This window comes from Candidatus Nanopelagicales bacterium (assembly GCA_030700225.1).
Classification (GTDB): Bacteria; Actinomycetota; Actinomycetes; order S36-B12.
This window is the reverse complement of record JAUYJT010000030.1, coordinates 1-16,336: the sequence shown is the minus strand read 5'-3', so window position 1 is coordinate 16,336 and position 16,336 is coordinate 1. Positions and strand designations below refer to the sequence as shown.

Annotated in this window: 20 protein-coding genes and 1 tRNA gene; 14 read left to right on the top strand and 7 right to left on the bottom strand. The window is 65.7% G+C overall.

Annotated features, from left to right (window positions below; all coding sequences use genetic code 11):
* Positions 1-302 precede the first annotated feature (302 nt).
* From Q8P38_04245 to Q8P38_04205, 9 genes are all read left to right on the top strand, one after another.
* Positions 303-575 carry a hypothetical protein gene (locus tag Q8P38_04245; protein MDP4013812.1) on the top strand — a complete coding sequence of 91 codons (273 nt, stop codon included), beginning with the start codon at positions 303-305 and terminating at the stop codon, positions 573-575.
* A complete protein-coding gene (locus Q8P38_04240) occupies positions 563-967 on the top strand; it encodes a PIN domain-containing protein (GenBank protein ID MDP4013811.1) in 405 nt (134 codons plus the stop codon). The genes Q8P38_04245 and Q8P38_04240 overlap by 13 nt, the downstream gene beginning before the upstream one ends.
* A 91-nt stretch (positions 968-1,058) precedes the next feature.
* A complete protein-coding gene (locus Q8P38_04235; GenBank protein ID MDP4013810.1) occupies positions 1,059-1,355 on the top strand; it encodes a hypothetical protein in 297 nt (98 codons plus the stop codon).
* A gap of 163 nt (positions 1,356-1,518) precedes the next feature.
* On the top strand, positions 1,519-1,779 hold the full coding sequence (locus Q8P38_04230; GenBank protein ID MDP4013809.1) for a type II toxin-antitoxin system prevent-host-death family antitoxin: 261 nt from the start codon (positions 1,519-1,521) through the stop codon (positions 1,777-1,779).
* Complete coding sequence (locus tag Q8P38_04225) at positions 1,776-2,174, top strand: type II toxin-antitoxin system VapC family toxin (GenBank protein MDP4013808.1); 399 nt, start codon at positions 1,776-1,778, stop codon at positions 2,172-2,174. The genes Q8P38_04230 and Q8P38_04225 overlap by 4 nt, the downstream gene beginning before the upstream one ends.
* A 351-nt stretch (positions 2,175-2,525) precedes the next feature.
* Complete coding sequence (locus Q8P38_04220) at positions 2,526-3,740, top strand: acetyl-CoA C-acetyltransferase (protein MDP4013807.1); 1,215 nt, start codon at positions 2,526-2,528, stop codon at positions 3,738-3,740.
* 26 nt (positions 3,741-3,766) lie between these two features.
* The gene (locus Q8P38_04215; GenBank protein MDP4013806.1) at positions 3,767-5,929 is read left to right on the top strand and encodes a 3-hydroxyacyl-CoA dehydrogenase NAD-binding domain-containing protein; all 2,163 of its coding nucleotides are present in this window, start codon (positions 3,767-3,769) and stop codon (positions 5,927-5,929) included.
* A gap of 31 nt (positions 5,930-5,960) precedes the next feature.
* A tRNA-Gly gene (locus Q8P38_04210) sits at positions 5,961-6,034 on the top strand.
* A 285-nt stretch (positions 6,035-6,319) separates the two neighbouring features.
* Positions 6,320-7,276 carry an Abi family protein gene (locus Q8P38_04205; GenBank protein ID MDP4013805.1) on the top strand — a complete coding sequence of 319 codons (957 nt, stop codon included), beginning with the start codon at positions 6,320-6,322 and terminating at the stop codon, positions 7,274-7,276.
* A gap of 619 nt (positions 7,277-7,895) precedes the next feature.
* On the opposite strand, the gene Q8P38_04200 is transcribed toward Q8P38_04205, so the two are convergent.
* The 4 genes from Q8P38_04200 to Q8P38_04185 all read right to left on the bottom strand — a co-directional run bounded on the left by Q8P38_04200 (position 7,896) and on the right by Q8P38_04185 (position 10,363).
* Complete coding sequence (locus Q8P38_04200; GenBank protein MDP4013804.1) at positions 7,896-8,981, bottom strand: XRE family transcriptional regulator; 1,086 nt, start codon at positions 8,979-8,981, stop codon at positions 7,896-7,898.
* A 2-nt stretch (positions 8,982-8,983) separates the two neighbouring features.
* The gene (locus Q8P38_04195) at positions 8,984-9,328 is read right to left on the bottom strand and encodes a hypothetical protein (GenBank protein MDP4013803.1); all 345 of its coding nucleotides are present in this window, start codon (positions 9,326-9,328) and stop codon (positions 8,984-8,986) included.
* Between the two features lie 428 nt (positions 9,329-9,756).
* Entirely contained in the window at positions 9,757-10,062 is a 306-nt protein-coding gene (locus Q8P38_04190) for a HigA family addiction module antitoxin (protein MDP4013802.1), read from the bottom strand.
* Positions 10,063-10,081: 19 nt separating this feature from the next.
* Entirely contained in the window at positions 10,082-10,363 is a 282-nt protein-coding gene (locus Q8P38_04185) for a type II toxin-antitoxin system RelE/ParE family toxin (GenBank protein MDP4013801.1), read from the bottom strand.
* A 366-nt stretch (positions 10,364-10,729) separates the two neighbouring features.
* Here Q8P38_04185 and Q8P38_04180 point away from each other — a divergent pair, with 366 nt between their 5' ends.
* Positions 10,730-10,957: a DUF433 domain-containing protein gene (locus tag Q8P38_04180; protein MDP4013800.1), complete on the top strand. Its 228-nt coding sequence runs from the start codon at positions 10,730-10,732 to the stop codon at positions 10,955-10,957.
* 186 nt (positions 10,958-11,143) lie between these two features.
* Here the strand turns inward: Q8P38_04180 and Q8P38_04175 are convergent, their stop codons facing one another.
* The gene (locus Q8P38_04175) at positions 11,144-12,094 is read right to left on the bottom strand and encodes a tyrosine-type recombinase/integrase (protein MDP4013799.1); all 951 of its coding nucleotides are present in this window, start codon (positions 12,092-12,094) and stop codon (positions 11,144-11,146) included.
* A 130-nt stretch (positions 12,095-12,224) separates the two neighbouring features.
* On the opposite strand from Q8P38_04175, the gene Q8P38_04170 reads away from it, so the two are divergent.
* Both Q8P38_04170 and Q8P38_04165 read left to right on the top strand, forming a co-directional pair.
* On the top strand, positions 12,225-12,440 hold the full coding sequence (locus Q8P38_04170; protein ID MDP4013798.1) for a hypothetical protein: 216 nt from the start codon (positions 12,225-12,227) through the stop codon (positions 12,438-12,440).
* Entirely contained in the window at positions 12,437-12,757 is a 321-nt protein-coding gene (locus Q8P38_04165) for a type II toxin-antitoxin system PemK/MazF family toxin (GenBank protein ID MDP4013797.1), read from the top strand. Before Q8P38_04170 ends, Q8P38_04165 begins: the two co-directional genes overlap by 4 nt.
* 107 nt (positions 12,758-12,864) lie before the next feature.
* Here Q8P38_04165 and Q8P38_04160 read toward each other — a convergent pair whose 3' ends face one another.
* On the bottom strand, positions 12,865-13,326 hold the full coding sequence (locus tag Q8P38_04160) for a hypothetical protein (GenBank protein ID MDP4013796.1): 462 nt from the start codon (positions 13,324-13,326) through the stop codon (positions 12,865-12,867).
* Positions 13,327-13,371: 45 nt separating this feature from the next.
* Between Q8P38_04160 and Q8P38_04155 the strand changes: the two genes are divergently transcribed.
* Positions 13,372-14,565 (top strand): glycerate kinase, encoded by a 1,194-nt coding sequence (locus Q8P38_04155; protein MDP4013795.1) that lies wholly within the window; start codon positions 13,372-13,374, stop codon positions 14,563-14,565.
* A 50-nt stretch (positions 14,566-14,615) separates the two neighbouring features.
* Positions 14,616-15,605, top strand: a complete 990-nt coding sequence (locus tag Q8P38_04150; protein ID MDP4013794.1) for a pyridoxal-phosphate dependent enzyme — start codon at positions 14,616-14,618, stop codon at positions 15,603-15,605.
* 46 nt (positions 15,606-15,651) lie between these two features.
* On the opposite strand, the gene Q8P38_04145 is transcribed toward Q8P38_04150, so the two are convergent.
* A complete protein-coding gene (locus Q8P38_04145; protein MDP4013793.1) occupies positions 15,652-16,116 on the bottom strand; it encodes a DUF2599 domain-containing protein in 465 nt (154 codons plus the stop codon).
* Positions 16,117-16,336: the final 220 nt, after the last annotated feature.

The following is a 16,336-nucleotide window of genomic DNA, read 5'->3' as shown; positions in this document are numbered from 1 at the left end:
CCTAACCGCAGTTTCGATCTGGTATCGCATTATGCCGTGGCCTACGCTACACGGGCCAGCGGGCGCCCGGTTCCGCCCTTCGGCCCCGGCCCTCTCGGTGCGCCGCCGCCCCCAGCCCCGGTCGGCCGCGCGCAGAAGCGGCCGCTCTCGACAGACGCACCCGTTGCGGAAGGAAACGGGCGTTGCAACGGGCGCGTCTGTACCCCAACTGTCGCGTTTGTGCGGAACGGCCGCTTCCGCGACCGCCAGGGTGCCCCGCCTCCGGCTTGCCAGTACTCGGGCCCCGACGTAGCCTTTACAGTATGGGAGACAAAGTAAAGCGCACGCGGACTGCGCCTGGAGCCAAGCGCATTCGGACTACCCGGGTGTCGAGCAAGAACCAGATCACCTTGCCCGTCGCCGCACTGGCGGCCGCGCACGTCGCTACAGGCGACGAACTGGTTGTCGAGGCGCAAGCAGAGGGCCGCATCCTGCTCGTCAGGGCCGCGGACCCTTTGGAGCCGTTCCTGGGCAAGTTCCCCGGGTTGTCCGCCGCGACGGGCCTGGACGAGTTGCGTGACGAATGGGACCGGTAGTTCTCGACACGAGTGTGATCCTCGGACTGCTCGACCCCCAGGACAGCCACCACGCCGCTGCGCTTCAACTCCTGGATGAGTTGAGACGAGATGCGGCCCAGGTCCACAGTCCCGCCAGCGCGGTCGCCGAGACCCTGGTCGGCGCTGCCCGAATCGGCCAGGCCGAGATGGACCGGGTGGAGCGGTTCGTGGACCTGCTGGTCGATTCGATCGTTCCTCTCGACCGGGTCATCGCGCGAGAGGCCGCGGCGATCCGAGCACGACACAGCTCAATCCGCCTGCCAGACGCACTCGTCATCGCCACTGCCCGAGCGATCGGCGCCCACTCGATCCACACGGCGGACAAGCGCTGGCGCCGCATCGACGATCGCGTTGAGGTCTTGCGGGGGTGACGGTCAGGCACACTGTTGAATGTGACGCGCTGGTTCCAGCGGCAGCCATGCTGGGGGACTCCCAACGAGCGGGGGAGAAGGAGGTTGGCCGATGATCGCCACCCACACTCACGTCAGAGTCCAAGGCGCGCAGGGGCTCACCGACGATGCCGTCACGGCAGTGATGGACCACATGGCCGCGCTGGAGGCAGTTCGCGACGACCTGCTTGATTGGCCGATCGGGTCGACCTTGAGCGAGGGACTGCTAGAGGTTGACCTGACCCTGGAGTCCGCATCCCCACAGGCTGCCGTTTCGCGAGCGGATGAACTGGTGCGCACGGCTGTGGTGGCGGGCCTGGAGGATGGCTGGCGCACCGAGAGCGTGTCCGCGGAGTTCGTCGCCGCATAGTGCCAAGCGCGCAACGAGCATTCCAATGGGACGCTCCTCAAGCTGGAGACGATCGCCTGGTAACCCGATGGCGTCCTAGGTGGCGTCCATCGCGACCTGTACTCCACGCCATTTGGAGGCGTAAACTAAGCCCGGTAGCACTTAGTTTAGTCATGGAGGATCAGTGCAGATCGTCAACATGCACGACGCGAAGACCCATCTCTCCCAGTTGATCGCTCGTGCCATCGAGTTCGGAGAGCCGTTCATCATCGCGAAGTCGGGGCGTCCACTTGTCAAGATCGTCCCCCTTGACGCCGAGGAGCAACGAACCGCCTCCTACCGAATTGGGTTCATGAAGGGCAAGTTGAAGTACCCGGAAGACGCCGAGGAGCTCATGCATCTGGGGGACCCCGAGGTCGCGGAGATGTTCGGGGAGTCCACGTGAGGTACCTGCTGGACACTCACCTGCTTCTATGGGTGTCCGACGACTCCCCCAGGTTGCCCATCGCCGTAAGGCAGATGGTGCTCAACCCGGAGAACGAACTGTGGTTCAGCGCCGCCAGTATCTGGGAGATTGTCGTCAAGAACCGCCTAGGCAAGCTGGACGTGGACGCCCGTGTGCTGCGGGGAGAGCTGGTGGCCAAGGACTATCGACCCATGGACATCACCCCCGACGACGCCATCGAGGTTTCCAGCCTCGAGCTGGGTGCGCACAAGGACCCGTTCGACAGGATGCTGATCGCCCAGTCCAGAACGCGGAGAATGACGTTCCTCACCTCGGACCAGAGGTTGGCTGAGGCGTACCCGGACGCCCCAGTGGAACTGCATCTTCATCAATGAGGGCCACGTGCCTCAGGAGGTCGGGGTTTAGGCGTCCACGGCGCTGACGCCCGGCGCGCACGCCCCGCGCGCAGAAACGGCCGTTCCGCACAGACGCACCCGTTACGCAAGGACGCGCCCGTTGCAACGCCCGTTTCTGTACCCGAACGGTCGCGTTTGTTCGGAACGGCCGTTTCCGCGGCGCGGAAGGCGCGGAAGGCGCGGAAGGTGCGGAAGGCGTGCCCGCGACCCGTTGGGCATGCCGTGCGAACCGCTGTCGGACCGGCTTTGTACCATCACGTAACACGCTGATTCAACGCAGCAGTCCGGGGGGACCGTCGCTCGGAGGCGCTGCTTGAGAAGGGAGTGGTCCTGATGACCGAGGCGTACATCTACGATGCGATCCGCACTCCGAGGGGCAAGGGCAAGGCCGGGGGCTCGCTTCACGGAGTCAAGCCCGTCTCGCTGGTTGTCGGACTGCTCCACGAACTGCGGGCCCGCCACCCCGAGTTGGATCCCGAACGAGTCAACGACATGTTGCTCGGTTGCGTCACACCGGTGGGCGATCAGGGCGCGGACATCGCCAAGACCGCGCTCATCGCGGCCGGGTACCCCGACACGGTCGGCGGCACGCAGATCAACCGCTTCTGCGGCTCCGCGCTGGAGGCGGTCAACATCGCGGCGCAGAAGGTCCGGGCCGGGTGGGACGATCTGGTCCTGGCTGGCGGGGTTGAGTGCATGAGCCGCGTGCCGATGGGGTCGGACGGCGGCGCTTGGGCGATGGACCCCGAAACCGCCTACGACACCTACTTCGTTCCGCAGGGCATCAGCGCTGACCTCATCGCCACGATGGAAGGCTTCACGCGCGAGGACGTCGACGCTTACGCCGTGATGTCGCAGCAGCGCGCAGCAGCAGCTTGGACTGGCGGGCACTTCGCCAAGTCGGTCATCCCGGTCCGCGACCGCAACGGCGTCATCCTTGCCGAGCAGGACGAGCACATGCGGCCCGAGACGACCGCGGACATGCTCGCCAAGCTCAAGCCGTCCTTCACCGCCATGGGCGCTATGGGCGGGTTCGACGCCGTGGCGCTGCAGAAGTACCACTGGGTTGAGTCAATCAATCACGTTCACACTCCCGGAAACTCCTCCGGGATCGTCGACGGATCCTCTCTGGTTCTGGTCGGCAGCGAGCGGGCGGGTAAGGACCTGGGGCTGACGCCTCGCGCACGGGTCGTGGCCACGGCGATCACCGGAGCCGAGCCGACGATCATGCTCACCGGGCCGGTGCCCGCGACTCGCAAGGCTCTTGCGACCGCTGGGCTGAGCGTGGACGACATCGACGTGTGGGAGCTGAACGAAGCCTTCGCGGCGGTCATCTTGAAGTGGTCGCGCGAGATGGGCGTTCCGCTTGAGAACGTCAACGTCAACGGTGGAGCGATCGCGATGGGCCACCCGCTGGGCGCGACGGGGGCGATGATCTTCGGCACCGCACTGGACGAACTTGAACGGACCCAAGGCCGCTACGCGCTGGTGACGTTGTGCATCGGCGGCGGCATGGGCCTAGCGACCATCATCGAAAGACTCTGAGGGCCGGACCGGATAGGAGAACAGACATGACCGAGAAGAACATGATCCGGTGGGAACAAGATTCCGACGGCATCGTCACCTTGACCATGGACGACCCGGATCAGGGCGCCAACACGATGAACGCCACGTTCACTTCGAGCCTCGCCGCCACGGTGGCCAGGCTCGAGGCTGAACGCGAGTCGATCACGGGCGTGATCCTGACCAGCGCGAAGAAGACGTTCTTCGCTGGCGGGGACCTGCATCTGCTCATCCAGGCCACACCCGCGGACGCCGCCGCCCTCGAAGAAGGCGTCGATGTCCTGAAGTCCTACCTGCGCCGCCTGGAGACGCTGGGCCGCCCGGTCGTCGCCGCGGTCAACGGCGCCGCCCTCGGCGGCGGACTGGAGATCGCGCTGGCCTGTCATCACCGCGTCGCGTTGAACACCAAGGGCAGCGAGATCGGGCTGCCGGAAGTCACGCTGGGCCTGCTCCCAGGCGGCGGCGGAGTCGCGCGCACAGTGCGGATGTTCGGCCTGCAGAAGGCGCTGATGGAGGTGCTCCTGCAAGGGCAGCGGCGCAAGCCCGCCCAGGCGCTCGAAGTCGGAGTCGTCGACGAACTCGTCGAGACGCCCGAGGAGATGCTCAACGCGGCCAAGGCGTGGATCAAGGCCAACCCCGAGGCGGCTCAGCCTTGGGACGTCAAGGGTTACAAGATCCCCGGCGGCACTCCGTCCAACCCGAAGCTCGCGGCGGTCCTGCCGGCTTTCCCGGCGAACCTGCGCAAGCAGATCAAGGGCGCGCCGATGCCCGCTCCGCACCACATCATGGCCGCGGCGGTTGAGGGCGCACAGGTTGACTTCGGCACCGCGCAGAAGATCGAGACCCAGTACTTCGCGGACCTGGCGACCGGCCAGGTGTCCAAGAACATGATCCAGGCGTTCTTCTTCGACCTGCAGCACATCACCAAGGGCGGCCTGCGCCCAGCTGGCATCCCCAAGCATCGCGCATCGAAGGTCGCCATCATCGGCGCCGGCATGATGGGCGCCGGCATCGCGTACGTGTGCGCCCGCAACGGCATCGAGGCCGTCCTCAAAGACGTCAGCCTCGAAGCCGCCGAGAAGGGCAAGGACTACAGCCGCAAGCTCCTGGACAAAGCCGTCTCGCGCGGGCGGATGACCCAGGACCAACGTTCGCAGATCCTGGACAGGATCGTGGCGACCGACAACCCGCAGGACGCCAAGGGCGCCGACCTGCTCATCGAGGCGGTATTCGAGGACGCGGACCTGAAGAGGAAGGTCTACGCCGAGATCGAGCCCGTGCTGGCCGAGGACGCGGTCCTGGGGTCCAACACGTCCACTTTGCCGATCTCCGGGCTCGCGGGCGCGGTCAGCCGTCCGGCCGACTTCATCGGGATGCACTTCTTCTCCCCTGTCGACAAGATGCCGCTTCTGGAGATCATCGCCGGTGAGAAGACCTCCGACGCCACGATCGCCAAGGCCATCGACATCGCCTTGCAGATCAAGAAGACACCGATCGTTGTCAACGACAGCCGAGGGTTCTTCACCAGTCGCGTCATCGGTACGTTCCTGGGCGAGGCCGCCGCGATGCTCGGTGAGGGCCTGGCGGCGCCGTCGATCGAACAGGCCGCGCTGCAGGCTGGCTACCCGACGGGGCCCCTGGCTCTGCTCGATGAGGTCAGCTTGACCCTGGCGCGCAGCATCCGCATGGAAGCCAGCAAGGCCGCGGCGGACGCGGGGGTGGACTTCCCCGATCACCCCTCGTTCCCCGTGATCGACCAGATGGTCATCGAATTCGGACGCGGTGGCCGGGCCGCCGGTGCTGGCTTCTACGACTACGTCGAGGGAGCCCGGCAGGGGCTTTGGTCAGGGCTCGTTGATGTGTACGCGGGCGCGCAGACGATCCCGTTCATCGACATGCAGGAGCGGATGCTGTTCATCGAGGCGCTGGAGACGATCAAGTGCCGCGACGAGGGCGTTCTGCGCAGCGTCGCCGAGGCCAACATCGGGTCCATCTTCGGCATCGGGTTCCCTCCGTGGAGCGGCGGCGTGCTTCAGTACGTCAACGGCTACGTCGGCGGTGCGGCCGGATTCGTGGAGCGGTCGCGTGAGCTCGCTACCCGCTACGGCGCCAGGTTCGCCCCGCCCCGGTCGCTGGTCGAGCTCGCCGAGTCCGGGGGCACGTACAGCTGACGCTGAGCCGCGGCGCGGGGGGCGCCGTCGCGCGGGTGTAGTTCAATGGCAGAACATCAGCTTCCCAAGCTGACAGTGCGGGTTCGATTCCCGTCACCCGCTCCAGGCTGACTTCCCTGGTGAATCAGGCCCGCCGTTACTGACGCTGATCCCGCACGTGGGCGTCCAACTGGTCGGCGATGCGACGGTCGGCCGGGGCGGGCGCGTGCTGGTTGATCAGCGCGGCATTGATCGAGTCGCGGAGCGATGCGGGCGACCCCGCTCACAGTGACCGGCTCACCTCCCGTGTTGCCTGGAGACGTGTCGGGTGTCCGCGGTACGCTGATAGCAACAAGCCCGGCCCCGCTGCATCCTCGGATGTAAGGGTCGGCTTTCTTGTGAGGGGGCCCGATGACCAGAGTCGTCTACGAGAAGGAGTGGACGTCCGTAGAGCAGCAGATCGAACGACTCGAATCTCGCGGCTTGGTAGTCGAGGATCGTGAGCAACTCGCGCACGCTATCCAGGCCATCGGCTACTACCGGTTGACTGGGTACACCTACCCGTTTCGGACCAGCTCTGGTGGAGTCGTGGAGGACACCTTCCGGGAAGGAACGCACCAAAGCCAGGTTCTGGCGCTCTACGACTTCGACCGACGGTTGAAGCTCACCGTGATGGACGCGATCGAACGAATGGAGATCGGGTTTCGGTTCAGCGTGGCCTACACCTTGGGGAAGCGGGATAGGTACGGGCATCTACACCGGAGCAGCCTGGACCGGTCTTTCACCCGTCGGCAGGTGGCTGGAGGTGCCTACGACGACTGGCACATCAAGTATCTTGGCGACGTCAAACAGTCGAAAGAGGAGTTCGTTCAGCACTTCAGACGCAAGTATGACGGCGGGTTGCCGATATGGATGGCCGTGGAGCTCATGAGCCTGGCCCGGCTGTCGCGGCTCTACGGCGGATTGACGTACTCGGATCGAGAGCAGATCGCTCGTCGCTTCGGAATCAGCAAACCAGGCACTGTAGCCTCATGGCTCCATTGTCTGACGTATGTACGCAACGTGTGTGCCCACCACGCCCGGCTTTGGAACCGCAATATGGATCGTCGCCCAGCGGTGCCTCCAAGGGGCGATGATCGAGACTTTGACCATCTCGTTGCTTCCGGCGCCGTTGTGCACGGCCAGTCACGGATCTACGCGCCACTCCTGGCCCTTCGTCATCTGCTGCGACCGATCGAACGGAATCCTGACTGGGAGCTCAGCATGATCGACCTCTTGGCGCAGTTTCCCGTCGGAGGTCCCGTGTCGTACGAAGCCATGGGCTTCCCATCTGGATGGCGGGAACTCTGGCCGGATAGCGACTCGTGACCCCCTTCTTGGACTGACACTTCCGGATTGACCTATACAAGATCAAGGCGGCGGCTTCGCCGCCGCTGCCGGACCTCCGGCGCGGTGCTTGGCTTTCGCTCCGCACGTCGCCGTAAGCCTGGCCTGTCCGAGCCAGTCGCGTTAGCTCTAAACCGAAGTTACCTGGGGTTGGGCGGGTGTTTCCCCTAGTGGGGTGGGAATGCCAGCTTGAAGTGGCCCCACCGACGAACACCGGCCCCAGCCCGACAACCCCGTCGCCCCGGCGCGCCGCTCCGAGGCGGCCGACCGCAAAGCCGCGACCAAAACCACCGGCGACGGCCTGCCCGCCCAAAGCTTCAACGGCCTGCTGGCCCACCTGGCGACCCTGACCCAAAACCACATACGCATCGCCGGGAACAACACCACCGGATTCGATCTCCTGGCCATCCCCACCCCCACCCAACGGCGGGCCTTCGCCCTGCTCGGCCAACCCATCCCCCTCGTACTGGGAAAGTAGCCAGAACCCACCCCCACGAAAAACCGGAAAACCCCGCCCCACTAGGGGAAACACCCGCCCAACCCCACGTAACTTCGGCCTAAGGCGAGATGCTTCGCTGACGCTCCGCACGTCGCCGACGGCTCAAGGCTGGGCGGCAACCCTCTGCAGCACGGTCAGCTCTCGAACGAGGTCCGACACCTTGCTCTTCAGCCGATTACCCACGTCGCGGCGGATCTTTCCCTCATGTTGAAGCCGTCCCACGGCGATGCCTGCACTGACTCCAACTCCTTCTGCGTACTCTTCGATGTCGGACAGTCTTCGGAGCCTTGGAAGTGCACCCGGTATCAGCACTTGTGCGGCGAAAGCGTCGGCTTGCCGCTCAATCTCTATGGATTCCGTCCCCTCCAATGTGTCAATCGTCGGACTCTCAAGAACGTGCCCCACCTCATGGAAGAAGGAGAACCAGAAGTGGTCATCGGTCTTATGTCTATCCGACATCTGGATCACTGGGCGACCATTGAACCAGCGTGTGGCTGCGGCGATCGGCACACGGCGAAATGCTGGGACAAAGACCAGCGAGACCCCGGCTTCCCACAAGTGAGAGTGGAGAGCGCGGGCGGCTGCCTTCGGGTCTGGTTCCCGTGTCAGCTGGCGCAGTCTCTCAAGACTCCTCTCTAGGTCATGCTGGGAGTAGAAGCTAGGCCACGTCGTGATCTCGCGTTCGCCGAAGCGCAGCCAGGCGCTGGCCATATGGGGGGTCGCTTGCAGCCTTCTCGAGCGCCTGAAGGCCGCTTGAGGCTTCTGCCACACCCGTTCCCACGCCGCAGGGGAGGCAACCGCGAAGAAACTCAGCAGTTCTCGACACTGCAACGGCTTGTCACGTCCGGTCGCTGTGATAGCCCCATGCTTCTTCAGTTCATTTGTGTCGAAGCAAGCGACCCAGTCTGCCTGTTCCGCGTCCAAGCTCGGAGTGCCGAGGCGATCAAGGTGTTCTCGATATACCAGCTCCCGCCTGTTCCAGTAACTGGCGGAAATCCCCGTCACTAGTCCAAGGCGCTGAGCCGTCGCGCGCGACAACGGTGCCTTGCCGGTAACAATCTGTGACAGACCCTTCTCGGACAGGCCAAGACGTGCGGCTAGGTCACCCTGGCGTAGGCCGTGTTCTTCGGCCCAATCGCGGATGTCTCTACCTGCGGGAACTGCATTCTCCGGTCGATACTTGTACATCGTCACCTCCCTAGGTCGTCGTAATGATCCGAAAGTGCCACCACCAAGGCAGCGGGGTCATTGTCTTGGCCAGCATTGTCGGTATCTGTTCTTGACTCCTCCCGCACAATTAGTCGAAGCCTGTCTCGTTTGCCAGCGACGTCGGCCGCCCACATGCCAGCGAGGTTGGCGCTCAGCTCATGCCATCTACCAGGCAGGGCGCGGAGCTCCTCCAGTGATCTCACTGCCTCCAACTGCTGGAGTCGGGCCTCTGTCGTCTCAGCCACCCGCTTCCCGTACTTCCTGGTCAGCTTCCTTCCGTCGTTGCACAGGTCCGCTAGCCTTTTGGTCTGGAAGTAGACGTCCATCGCAGAAGCTTCCCCGTTCCTCGCGGCTCACGTGACCCTCCTGCTCCCCGGTCTGTCCAGGGTACTCTGGCTTTACCTAGTAGGTAAAGACAGAGTACCCCCTAGATCGCAGCGGTCGGGCGGTCCGACGCTCTCTTGCGTGGTCGCGTCCTTCCCCAACACTAAGGACTCGTGGGCGCGCGATCCTCGTGCCACAAGCGGCGGTCAATCACGGTGATTCAGCGGTGGCTGCGGTCCGCCCCGTCCTCGCCCATCCCTCGGCCCACGAGCACGTCCATGCGCTTGCTAAGTCGACAGTGCGGGTTCGATTCTCCCCCGCGAGCTGGGGGTCCCTTAGTCACCCGCTCCAGGCTGATTTCCTCGCGAATCGCACCATTCGCGGTCAACGCCCGGCTCTTGTGACCCGCCCGCGCAGGGCCGAACTTCGGTCAGCCGACGCGCCGCGGCATTGGCTCGATGCGGCTCAGCGACTCACCAAGCCGATCTTCTTCGGAATCGAGTTCGTACTGGTCCTGCATGTTCATCCAGAACTGTGGGGTCGTACCGAAGAACCGCGCCAGCCGCAAAGCAGTGTCGGCCGTGATGCCGCGCGTGCCATGCACGATCTCGTTGATCCGCCTGGGGTGAACACCGATCGCCTTGGCAAGCCGGTACTGGCTCATGCTCAATGGGCCCAGGAAGTCCTCGAGCAAGACCTCGCCGGGATGTATCGGCGTCAGATGGTCCATGTTCATCAGCTGCGCTCCTTTCCGTTCAGTGGTAGTCAACGATCTCGGCGTTCTCAGGTCCGCCTTCAGTCCATGTGAAGCACAATCGCCATTGGTCGTTGATCCGGATGCTGTGCTGGCCGGCCCTAGCTCCCGAGAGTGCTTCGAGACGATTGCCTGGAGGAACCCGCAGGTCCTCAATCGTCACGGCGCTGTTGAGTTGTACGAGCTTCCGGCGAGCAGCGCGTTGGAGCTGCGGACTCCACCGGGGCACGTGTTGGCGCGTCCAGACTCGCGTCGTGGCGGTGTCGCGAAACGATCTGATCACCGTGACCATAGTAACGACACGCGTTATTAGCGGCAAGCGCTATGTCCGTCAGCGCGCCAGCGGCCAGTGGCAATTCGCGGGCGAACGCTGCCAATCCGGCCGCTTGTCTAGCACTGCGGCGGCTACGGACCTCTGCGCGAGGCTCGCGCGCGCGGATTCTGAGCGTGTGCTCGCGGCCGGATGGTGCAGAGGTGAGTAGCCGGGGGGTGCAACTCCCCCCGGCTACTCACCTTCGCATCACCTGGCTGGGGTGAAGGCGACCTGACATCCTCGGGGAGTCTGAGCGGGTGTCCAGGCACCTGGGGCCAGAGCGCTGAGGCTCCATAGGACTACCCCAAGCCTGTTCTGCCCAAGTACCGTGTGGGCATGTTCGACAGAATCCGCGTGGACCAGGCGATCATGGCTGGTCGGCCTCGCATCGCCGGTACCCGGATCCCCGTAGCAACGGTCGTTTCCATGGTCGCCGCCGGCTGGGACGTCGCCGGGATTCTCGCCGAGTTTCCCCAGCTTGACGCGGAAGCGATCAAGCAGGCCTTGCGGTTCGCGGCGGCTGAGGTAGAGACGCGGGAACTGCCGTTCCCAACCAGTGCATGAAGCTCCTCGTCGATGAGTGTCTTTCAAGGCGGCTGGCGGATGAGCTAACCGCGGCGGGACACCCGGCTCGGCATGTCGCCGCGATCGGCTTGGCGGGCGGATCTGGTGCGGAAGTCCTGGCGAAGGTGCGCGGTGACAGCTGGGTTCGCTGTCAGGACGCCCGGCTTGGTGTCGGCCTGGCCGGGCCTAGGAGTCTCCGCGTTGCCGCGCGGCCCGCACCTGGCTGTCAAGCTGGTCGGCGATGTGCCGGTCCGCCCGGGCTGTGGCGTGCTGGTAGAGCAGGGCGGCGGTCATCGAGCTGTGCCCCATGCGCGCCATGAGGTCCCGGGTCGACCCGCCGGCGGCCGCTGCCAACATGTTGCCGGTGTGGCGCAGATCGTGGAAGTGGAGCCCCTCGGCGCCGATCGTCCGCACGATCTCCTTCCACCTGGCAAGGGAGTTGAAGTTGCCCCGGCGGATGGGCGCGCCCTTGGGGCCGGTGAACACCAGGGCCTGAGGATCTTCCTCCATGTAGGCGTGCAGGTGGTCGGCCAGGTCACCCATGACCACATTCGGAACTGAGACGGTGCGTACCCCGGCGCGAGACTTGGGTGGCCCGAATGCCAGCCCCTGGCCGCGGATCTCGGTCAGAGTGCGGCTGACCCGGACGGTCCCGGCGCCGAAGTCCAGGTCCCGGCGCCGCAGCGCGGCCACCTCGCCGTAGCGGAGACTGGCGAACGTGGCGATGAGCACCATGCATCGCAGCCGCGCTGGCATGAGGTCCGCGAGCGCGAAGACCTGCTGGGTGGTCAGCACCGGTCGCTCGTTGGGAGACTCCACGCCCGCGCCGCGTATCCGGCATGGATTCCGCTCGATCAGATCGTCGTCGACGGCGGTGCCAAGGATCGCCCGCAGCAGTCGGTAGGCCTTGGCGGCGAGTGAACCGGACACACCGGACCGGATCAAGTCAGCCCGCCAAGTGCGCACCATCGCGAGACTGATCGCCTGAACACGCGCATGTTCGAACGATGGGGCGAGATGTCGACGGTAGGTCCATTCGTACAGCTGGACCGTGCGCGGGCGCAGCCCGGGCCGTTCTTCGATCCAGCGGACCGCATAGGGGCCGAACCGCGTCTCACAGGCGTGCGGATTGGGCATGGTGATCTCCCCCCCTCCCGGCGGGCCACGCACGGTGCTTTCGAGCGGGCTGCCTCGCATTCTGCGGGCACCACTCCGGCGGGTCCACGGTGACACGGACTCTGCTGTATTCGCGTTGTATACTTCACAGGTGAGCACTAAGACCAATGACGTGTGGCAGGCGAGGCTCGGCACGGACTCCGACAGATACGATCAGGCACGCCGTGAGCTTGGCTTGACCCGGTCGGAGGCGATCCGGCACGTGTTGCCTTTCCTAGAGCATGAAGCCCGCCAGCGCCACCTAGCGCATGAATACGATGACTTCTACGGACCCAGGGCCGTCGTGGACAACTCAATCTCGCCGTGATCAACCGCGGGGAGATATGGGACATTGACTTCCCCCGGATCGGCCGCCATCCGGGCTTGGTGCTGACCAATCAGATTCTGCTGGCCAGGCTCGGGGCGTACACGGTGGCTGTGATCACCCACACTGAGGGTCCGGCGTCGACTCACATCCCGGTTGGGCCCGAGGAAGGCTGCGACGACAGCTTCATCAACGTCACCGACCTGCAGACTGTGCGGGCGGGGCATTTCAGATCCCGTCGCGGCGAGATCGCTCACGAACTCAGCCGGGAGGTCGGCTCGGCCGTGATCCGGGCGCTCGACCTGGACTCCCCGCTCTGAACAGCTCGCCGCGACTGCGCAGCCGATCTGGGGCGCCCAGGGAGCTATCGGGCCGGGCCGGAGCCTGGGCCGGGGCGGGTCTTCTGGTCACCATCCCGCTGGACCGGCTAGTCGCCGGCGAACGCCGACCGCAGGCGCTGAACGATGTGTTCCTTCACCTCGGGCGCGACCTGGAAGATGCCTGTGCCCAGACCCCCGGTCGAATCGGCGGCGCTGTAGAACACCCGCTGCGCCCCCGAAGCGCGAGCGTCGGCGACGGCGGTCGCGACCGCTTCGTCGATGACGCGCTCAACCTCTGGCGTGAGGGCGGAGTATCCCCGACCCCTCGCGCCGGTCGGTATCCCGGCGGCGCGAGGCGGTCTGCGGCATTGATACGGCCGGATCACGGCGTTGCCCGCGCCGCGCGGGCAAGTGTGGTCCGTGCCGACATTCCGCCGGTGATGGGCGAACCGGCCTTCGTCGTCGTTGAACAGGAAGAACGCGTCCGAGAACCGCGGCTGCTTGATCATCCACGCGAAATCGCCGTCGCGCCCGGGCCCGGCGAAGATCGATGGTACGAGTTGAGTCACTGCCAGGGCCTCCCGCTGGGCGTTCCTGGGGCTATCGTCGCACGGGTGCGAGTGCTCATCGCTGTGGACAAGTTCGCTGGCACTTTGTCGGCCGGCGAGGCGGCTGCGGCCGTCGAGGCCGGTTGGTCGCACGCCCGTCCGGGGGACGCGATCGACACCGCGCCCATGTCAGACGGCGGGCCGGGGTTTGTCGAAGTGATGCACGTCGCGCTGGGAGGCGACATCCGAGAAGTTGTCGTATCCGGCCCAATGCGAGGCCCTGTCGCCGGGCAGGTGCTGATAGTCCATAGCGCTACCGGCCCCGAAGCCTATATCGAATCGGCGCAAGCCTGCGGCCTGGCTCTAGTGGCGCGCGACCTCCGCGACCCCGGCTTGACGACGACGTGCGGTGTGGGTGAGTTGATTCGCGAGGCAGTGTCTCTGGGGGCACGCTGGATCGTGATCGGCCTCGGCGGCTCGGCCACCACGGACGGTGGTGCGGGGATGCTGGCCGCGCTTGGCGCGCGAGCGACTGGGCCCGACGGATCGGATGCGACCGCCTTGCTCAGTGCCGGAGGTCTGACGCTGCGCAACGTGGGGACGGTGGATCTAGCACGCCCCCGCGAGGTCTTGCGCGGAGTCGAACTTGTCGCCGCAACCGACGTCGACAGTCCGCTGCTCGGCCCCCAAGGCGCGAGCTTCGGGTTCGCCGCACAGAAGGGGGCTTCGGAGGACGAGGCGCGCGAGCTGGAGGCCGCGATGGCCGCTTGGGCGGACGCTGCCGGGGCCGGGGCCGCCGGAGTCGGAGCCGGAGCCGGAGCCGGAGCCGCGGACGGCGCGGATCTCACCGACGTCCCCGGCGCCGGGGCGGCGGGTGGACTCGGCTTCGGCTTGCTCCAGATAGGCGCCCAGATCGTGCCAGGTTCCGCCGCCGTGATCGACGCCATCGGACTAGCGGATCGGTGCCAAGAAGCGGACCTCGTCATCACGGGCGAGGGACGTTTCGACTGGCAGTCGCTGCACGGCAAGCTCGTCAGCGGAGTCGCCTCCACGGCCGCAGGCGCTGGCCGGCCGACCGTTGTGCTCGCAGGCCAAGTGACCGTCAGTCCGGACGAGTGCTCGAAGAGCGGGATCACCGCCGCGTACTCGGTAGTCGAACACAGCGGCTCGATCACGGCCGCGCTCGCGGATCCAGCGGGCACTTTGGCGGACCTCGCGGATACCGTCGCGCGGCAGTCATCGATCGAAGACCTTCGTTGACGTTGGTGTCCCCCGGTGGACAGGGCGCCCTGGGCGGGGACAATAGGGCCGTGACGAAGCGAGTCGATTTCGCGGCCAGGAACACGCCGCTGCAGCCGATCGATCATCTCGCCGAAGCGGTCGGGCTCCCCGCGGGTCGGCTGTTCGTCAAGCGCGATGACTTGACCGGGCTGACTGGCGGCGGCAACAAGGCCCGCAAACTTGAGTACCTAGTCGCCGACGCCATCTTCGCTGGCGCTGACACTTTGGTCACCAGCGGCGCGGCCCAAAGCAACCACATTCGGGCGACGGCAGCGGCTGCGCGAGCTCAATCCCTCGAATGCGTCGCCGTCATGTCAACGCTGCATGAACAGCACCAGCCGCACCAACCTGAGGGAAACCTGATCCTGGACGACTTGTTCGGGGTCCAAGTCGTGTGGTGCGGGCCCGACGACCGCGACGGCACCGCCGCCGAGGTCGAGCGCGAACTGAAAGCGGCGGGGCATCGGCCTTACGTGATCCCGCTCGGTGGCTCGAACGCGCTCGGCGCCTCGGGCTACGTCACGGCGGCCGATGAGATTGAGGTCGCCGTGCCCGGCGCGACGGTTGTGTGCGCGGCGGGGACGGGCGGCACGATGGCCGGCCTGGCGGTAGGACTTGGCTCATGCGATCGCGTCATCGGTGTCGACGCGGCGGCGCTCCCGGACCTCAGCGAGCGGGTCTTGGGCCTACTCGGTGCGACGGCGGACCTTGTGGGTCGCCCAGCGCCGAGCGGGCAGATTCGGATCGACGCCAGTCAGGCCGGCGCGCCATACGGAGCTCCCCTGCTGGAGGTGCGTGACGCGATCCGGCTCGTCGCCCGCACGACTGGTCTGGTCTTGGACCCCGTCTACACAGGCAGGGCGATGGCCGCCTTGATCTCGTGGTGCCGGACCGGCGAACTTCCCGATGGGCCTGTCGTGTTCCTGCATTCGGGAGGGATTCCCGCCCTGTTCACGCAGCGGTACAGTCGCTGGTTCGAAACGCCCCGCCGTTTCGGAGATGCGCCGTCAGCGAAGTAACGACCGCCGCCCGCGACCGCCGCCCGCGACCGTCAGCCACGACCGGTCAGAACGGATTGCACCCTGCCAACATCGTCTTGGTCAGGCCAACCGTTGGTCGCCAGTCCTCCAGATCCCAGGTCGGCTTCGCTCGCGCCACGATGGACAGCGGGTGGCACATGAACTGCTGTCTCAGACCCGGCCGCTCCGGAACGCCCTTGGCTACGGCTTGCTGCCACGCGGAACCCAGAGAGTCACTCGTCGCGAGCCGACCGGCCCGCGTGGGCGTAACGATGTACCGAACCCCTTCACTGGTAGAGGTCACGGTCACTGACCGGATCATCACTGGGGGACTGCCCGTGTCAGCCTTGGGCTCCCCCAGAAGATCGGCCAAGCCGGGGTCCGTCTGTGTAGTCGCCCGTTCCCGCGGGGCCGCGACGTGTGGGACCGCGAACCGCATCACGACGATGGCAGCGAGCGCGACGACGGTCAGCACAGCCGACGCCACGATGATCCACTTCGCAAGGCGCATTGCTCAGTCCTAGAGGCGATGGTGGCACTCGGCCGGTCGACCTGATCCTAGGCGCCTTGATAGCGCCTCGCATTACTCCCGCGTTGACTCATCCCAGATGCCCGCGTAGGTGGGGTCGTTGCCTCATTTGGAAGTGCCCGCGTAGAGCGTGTCTTCGAGGTCGGCTTACCTGGGGTCGGGCCACCCTCAGACATGGGATTGAACATGAGTCAGCGCAAGG

Coding starts and splice junctions, on each gene's coding strand:
- Q8P38_04245 (MDP4013812.1), top strand. CDS start 303: ATGGGAGACAAAGTAAAGCGCACGCGGACTGCGCCTGGAGCCAAGCGC.
- Q8P38_04240 (MDP4013811.1), top strand. CDS start 563: ATGGGACCGGTAGTTCTCGACACGAGTGTGATCCTCGGACTGCTCGAC.
- Q8P38_04235 (MDP4013810.1), top strand. CDS start 1,059: ATGATCGCCACCCACACTCACGTCAGAGTCCAAGGCGCGCAGGGGCTC.
- Q8P38_04215 (MDP4013806.1), top strand. CDS start 3,767: ATGACCGAGAAGAACATGATCCGGTGGGAACAAGATTCCGACGGCATC.
- Q8P38_04205 (MDP4013805.1), top strand. CDS start 6,320: ATGACCAGAGTCGTCTACGAGAAGGAGTGGACGTCCGTAGAGCAGCAG.
- Q8P38_04200 (MDP4013804.1), bottom strand. CDS start 8,981: ATGTACAAGTATCGACCGGAGAATGCAGTTCCCGCAGGTAGAGACATC.
- Q8P38_04195 (MDP4013803.1), bottom strand. CDS start 9,328: ATGGACGTCTACTTCCAGACCAAAAGGCTAGCGGACCTGTGCAACGAC.
- Q8P38_04190 (MDP4013802.1), bottom strand. CDS start 10,062: ATGAACATGGACCATCTGACGCCGATACATCCCGGCGAGGTCTTGCTC.
- Q8P38_04180 (MDP4013800.1), top strand. CDS start 10,730: ATGTTCGACAGAATCCGCGTGGACCAGGCGATCATGGCTGGTCGGCCT.
- Q8P38_04175 (MDP4013799.1), bottom strand. CDS start 12,094: ATGCCCAATCCGCACGCCTGTGAGACGCGGTTCGGCCCCTATGCGGTC.
- Q8P38_04145 (MDP4013793.1), bottom strand. CDS start 16,116: ATGCGCCTTGCGAAGTGGATCATCGTGGCGTCGGCTGTGCTGACCGTC.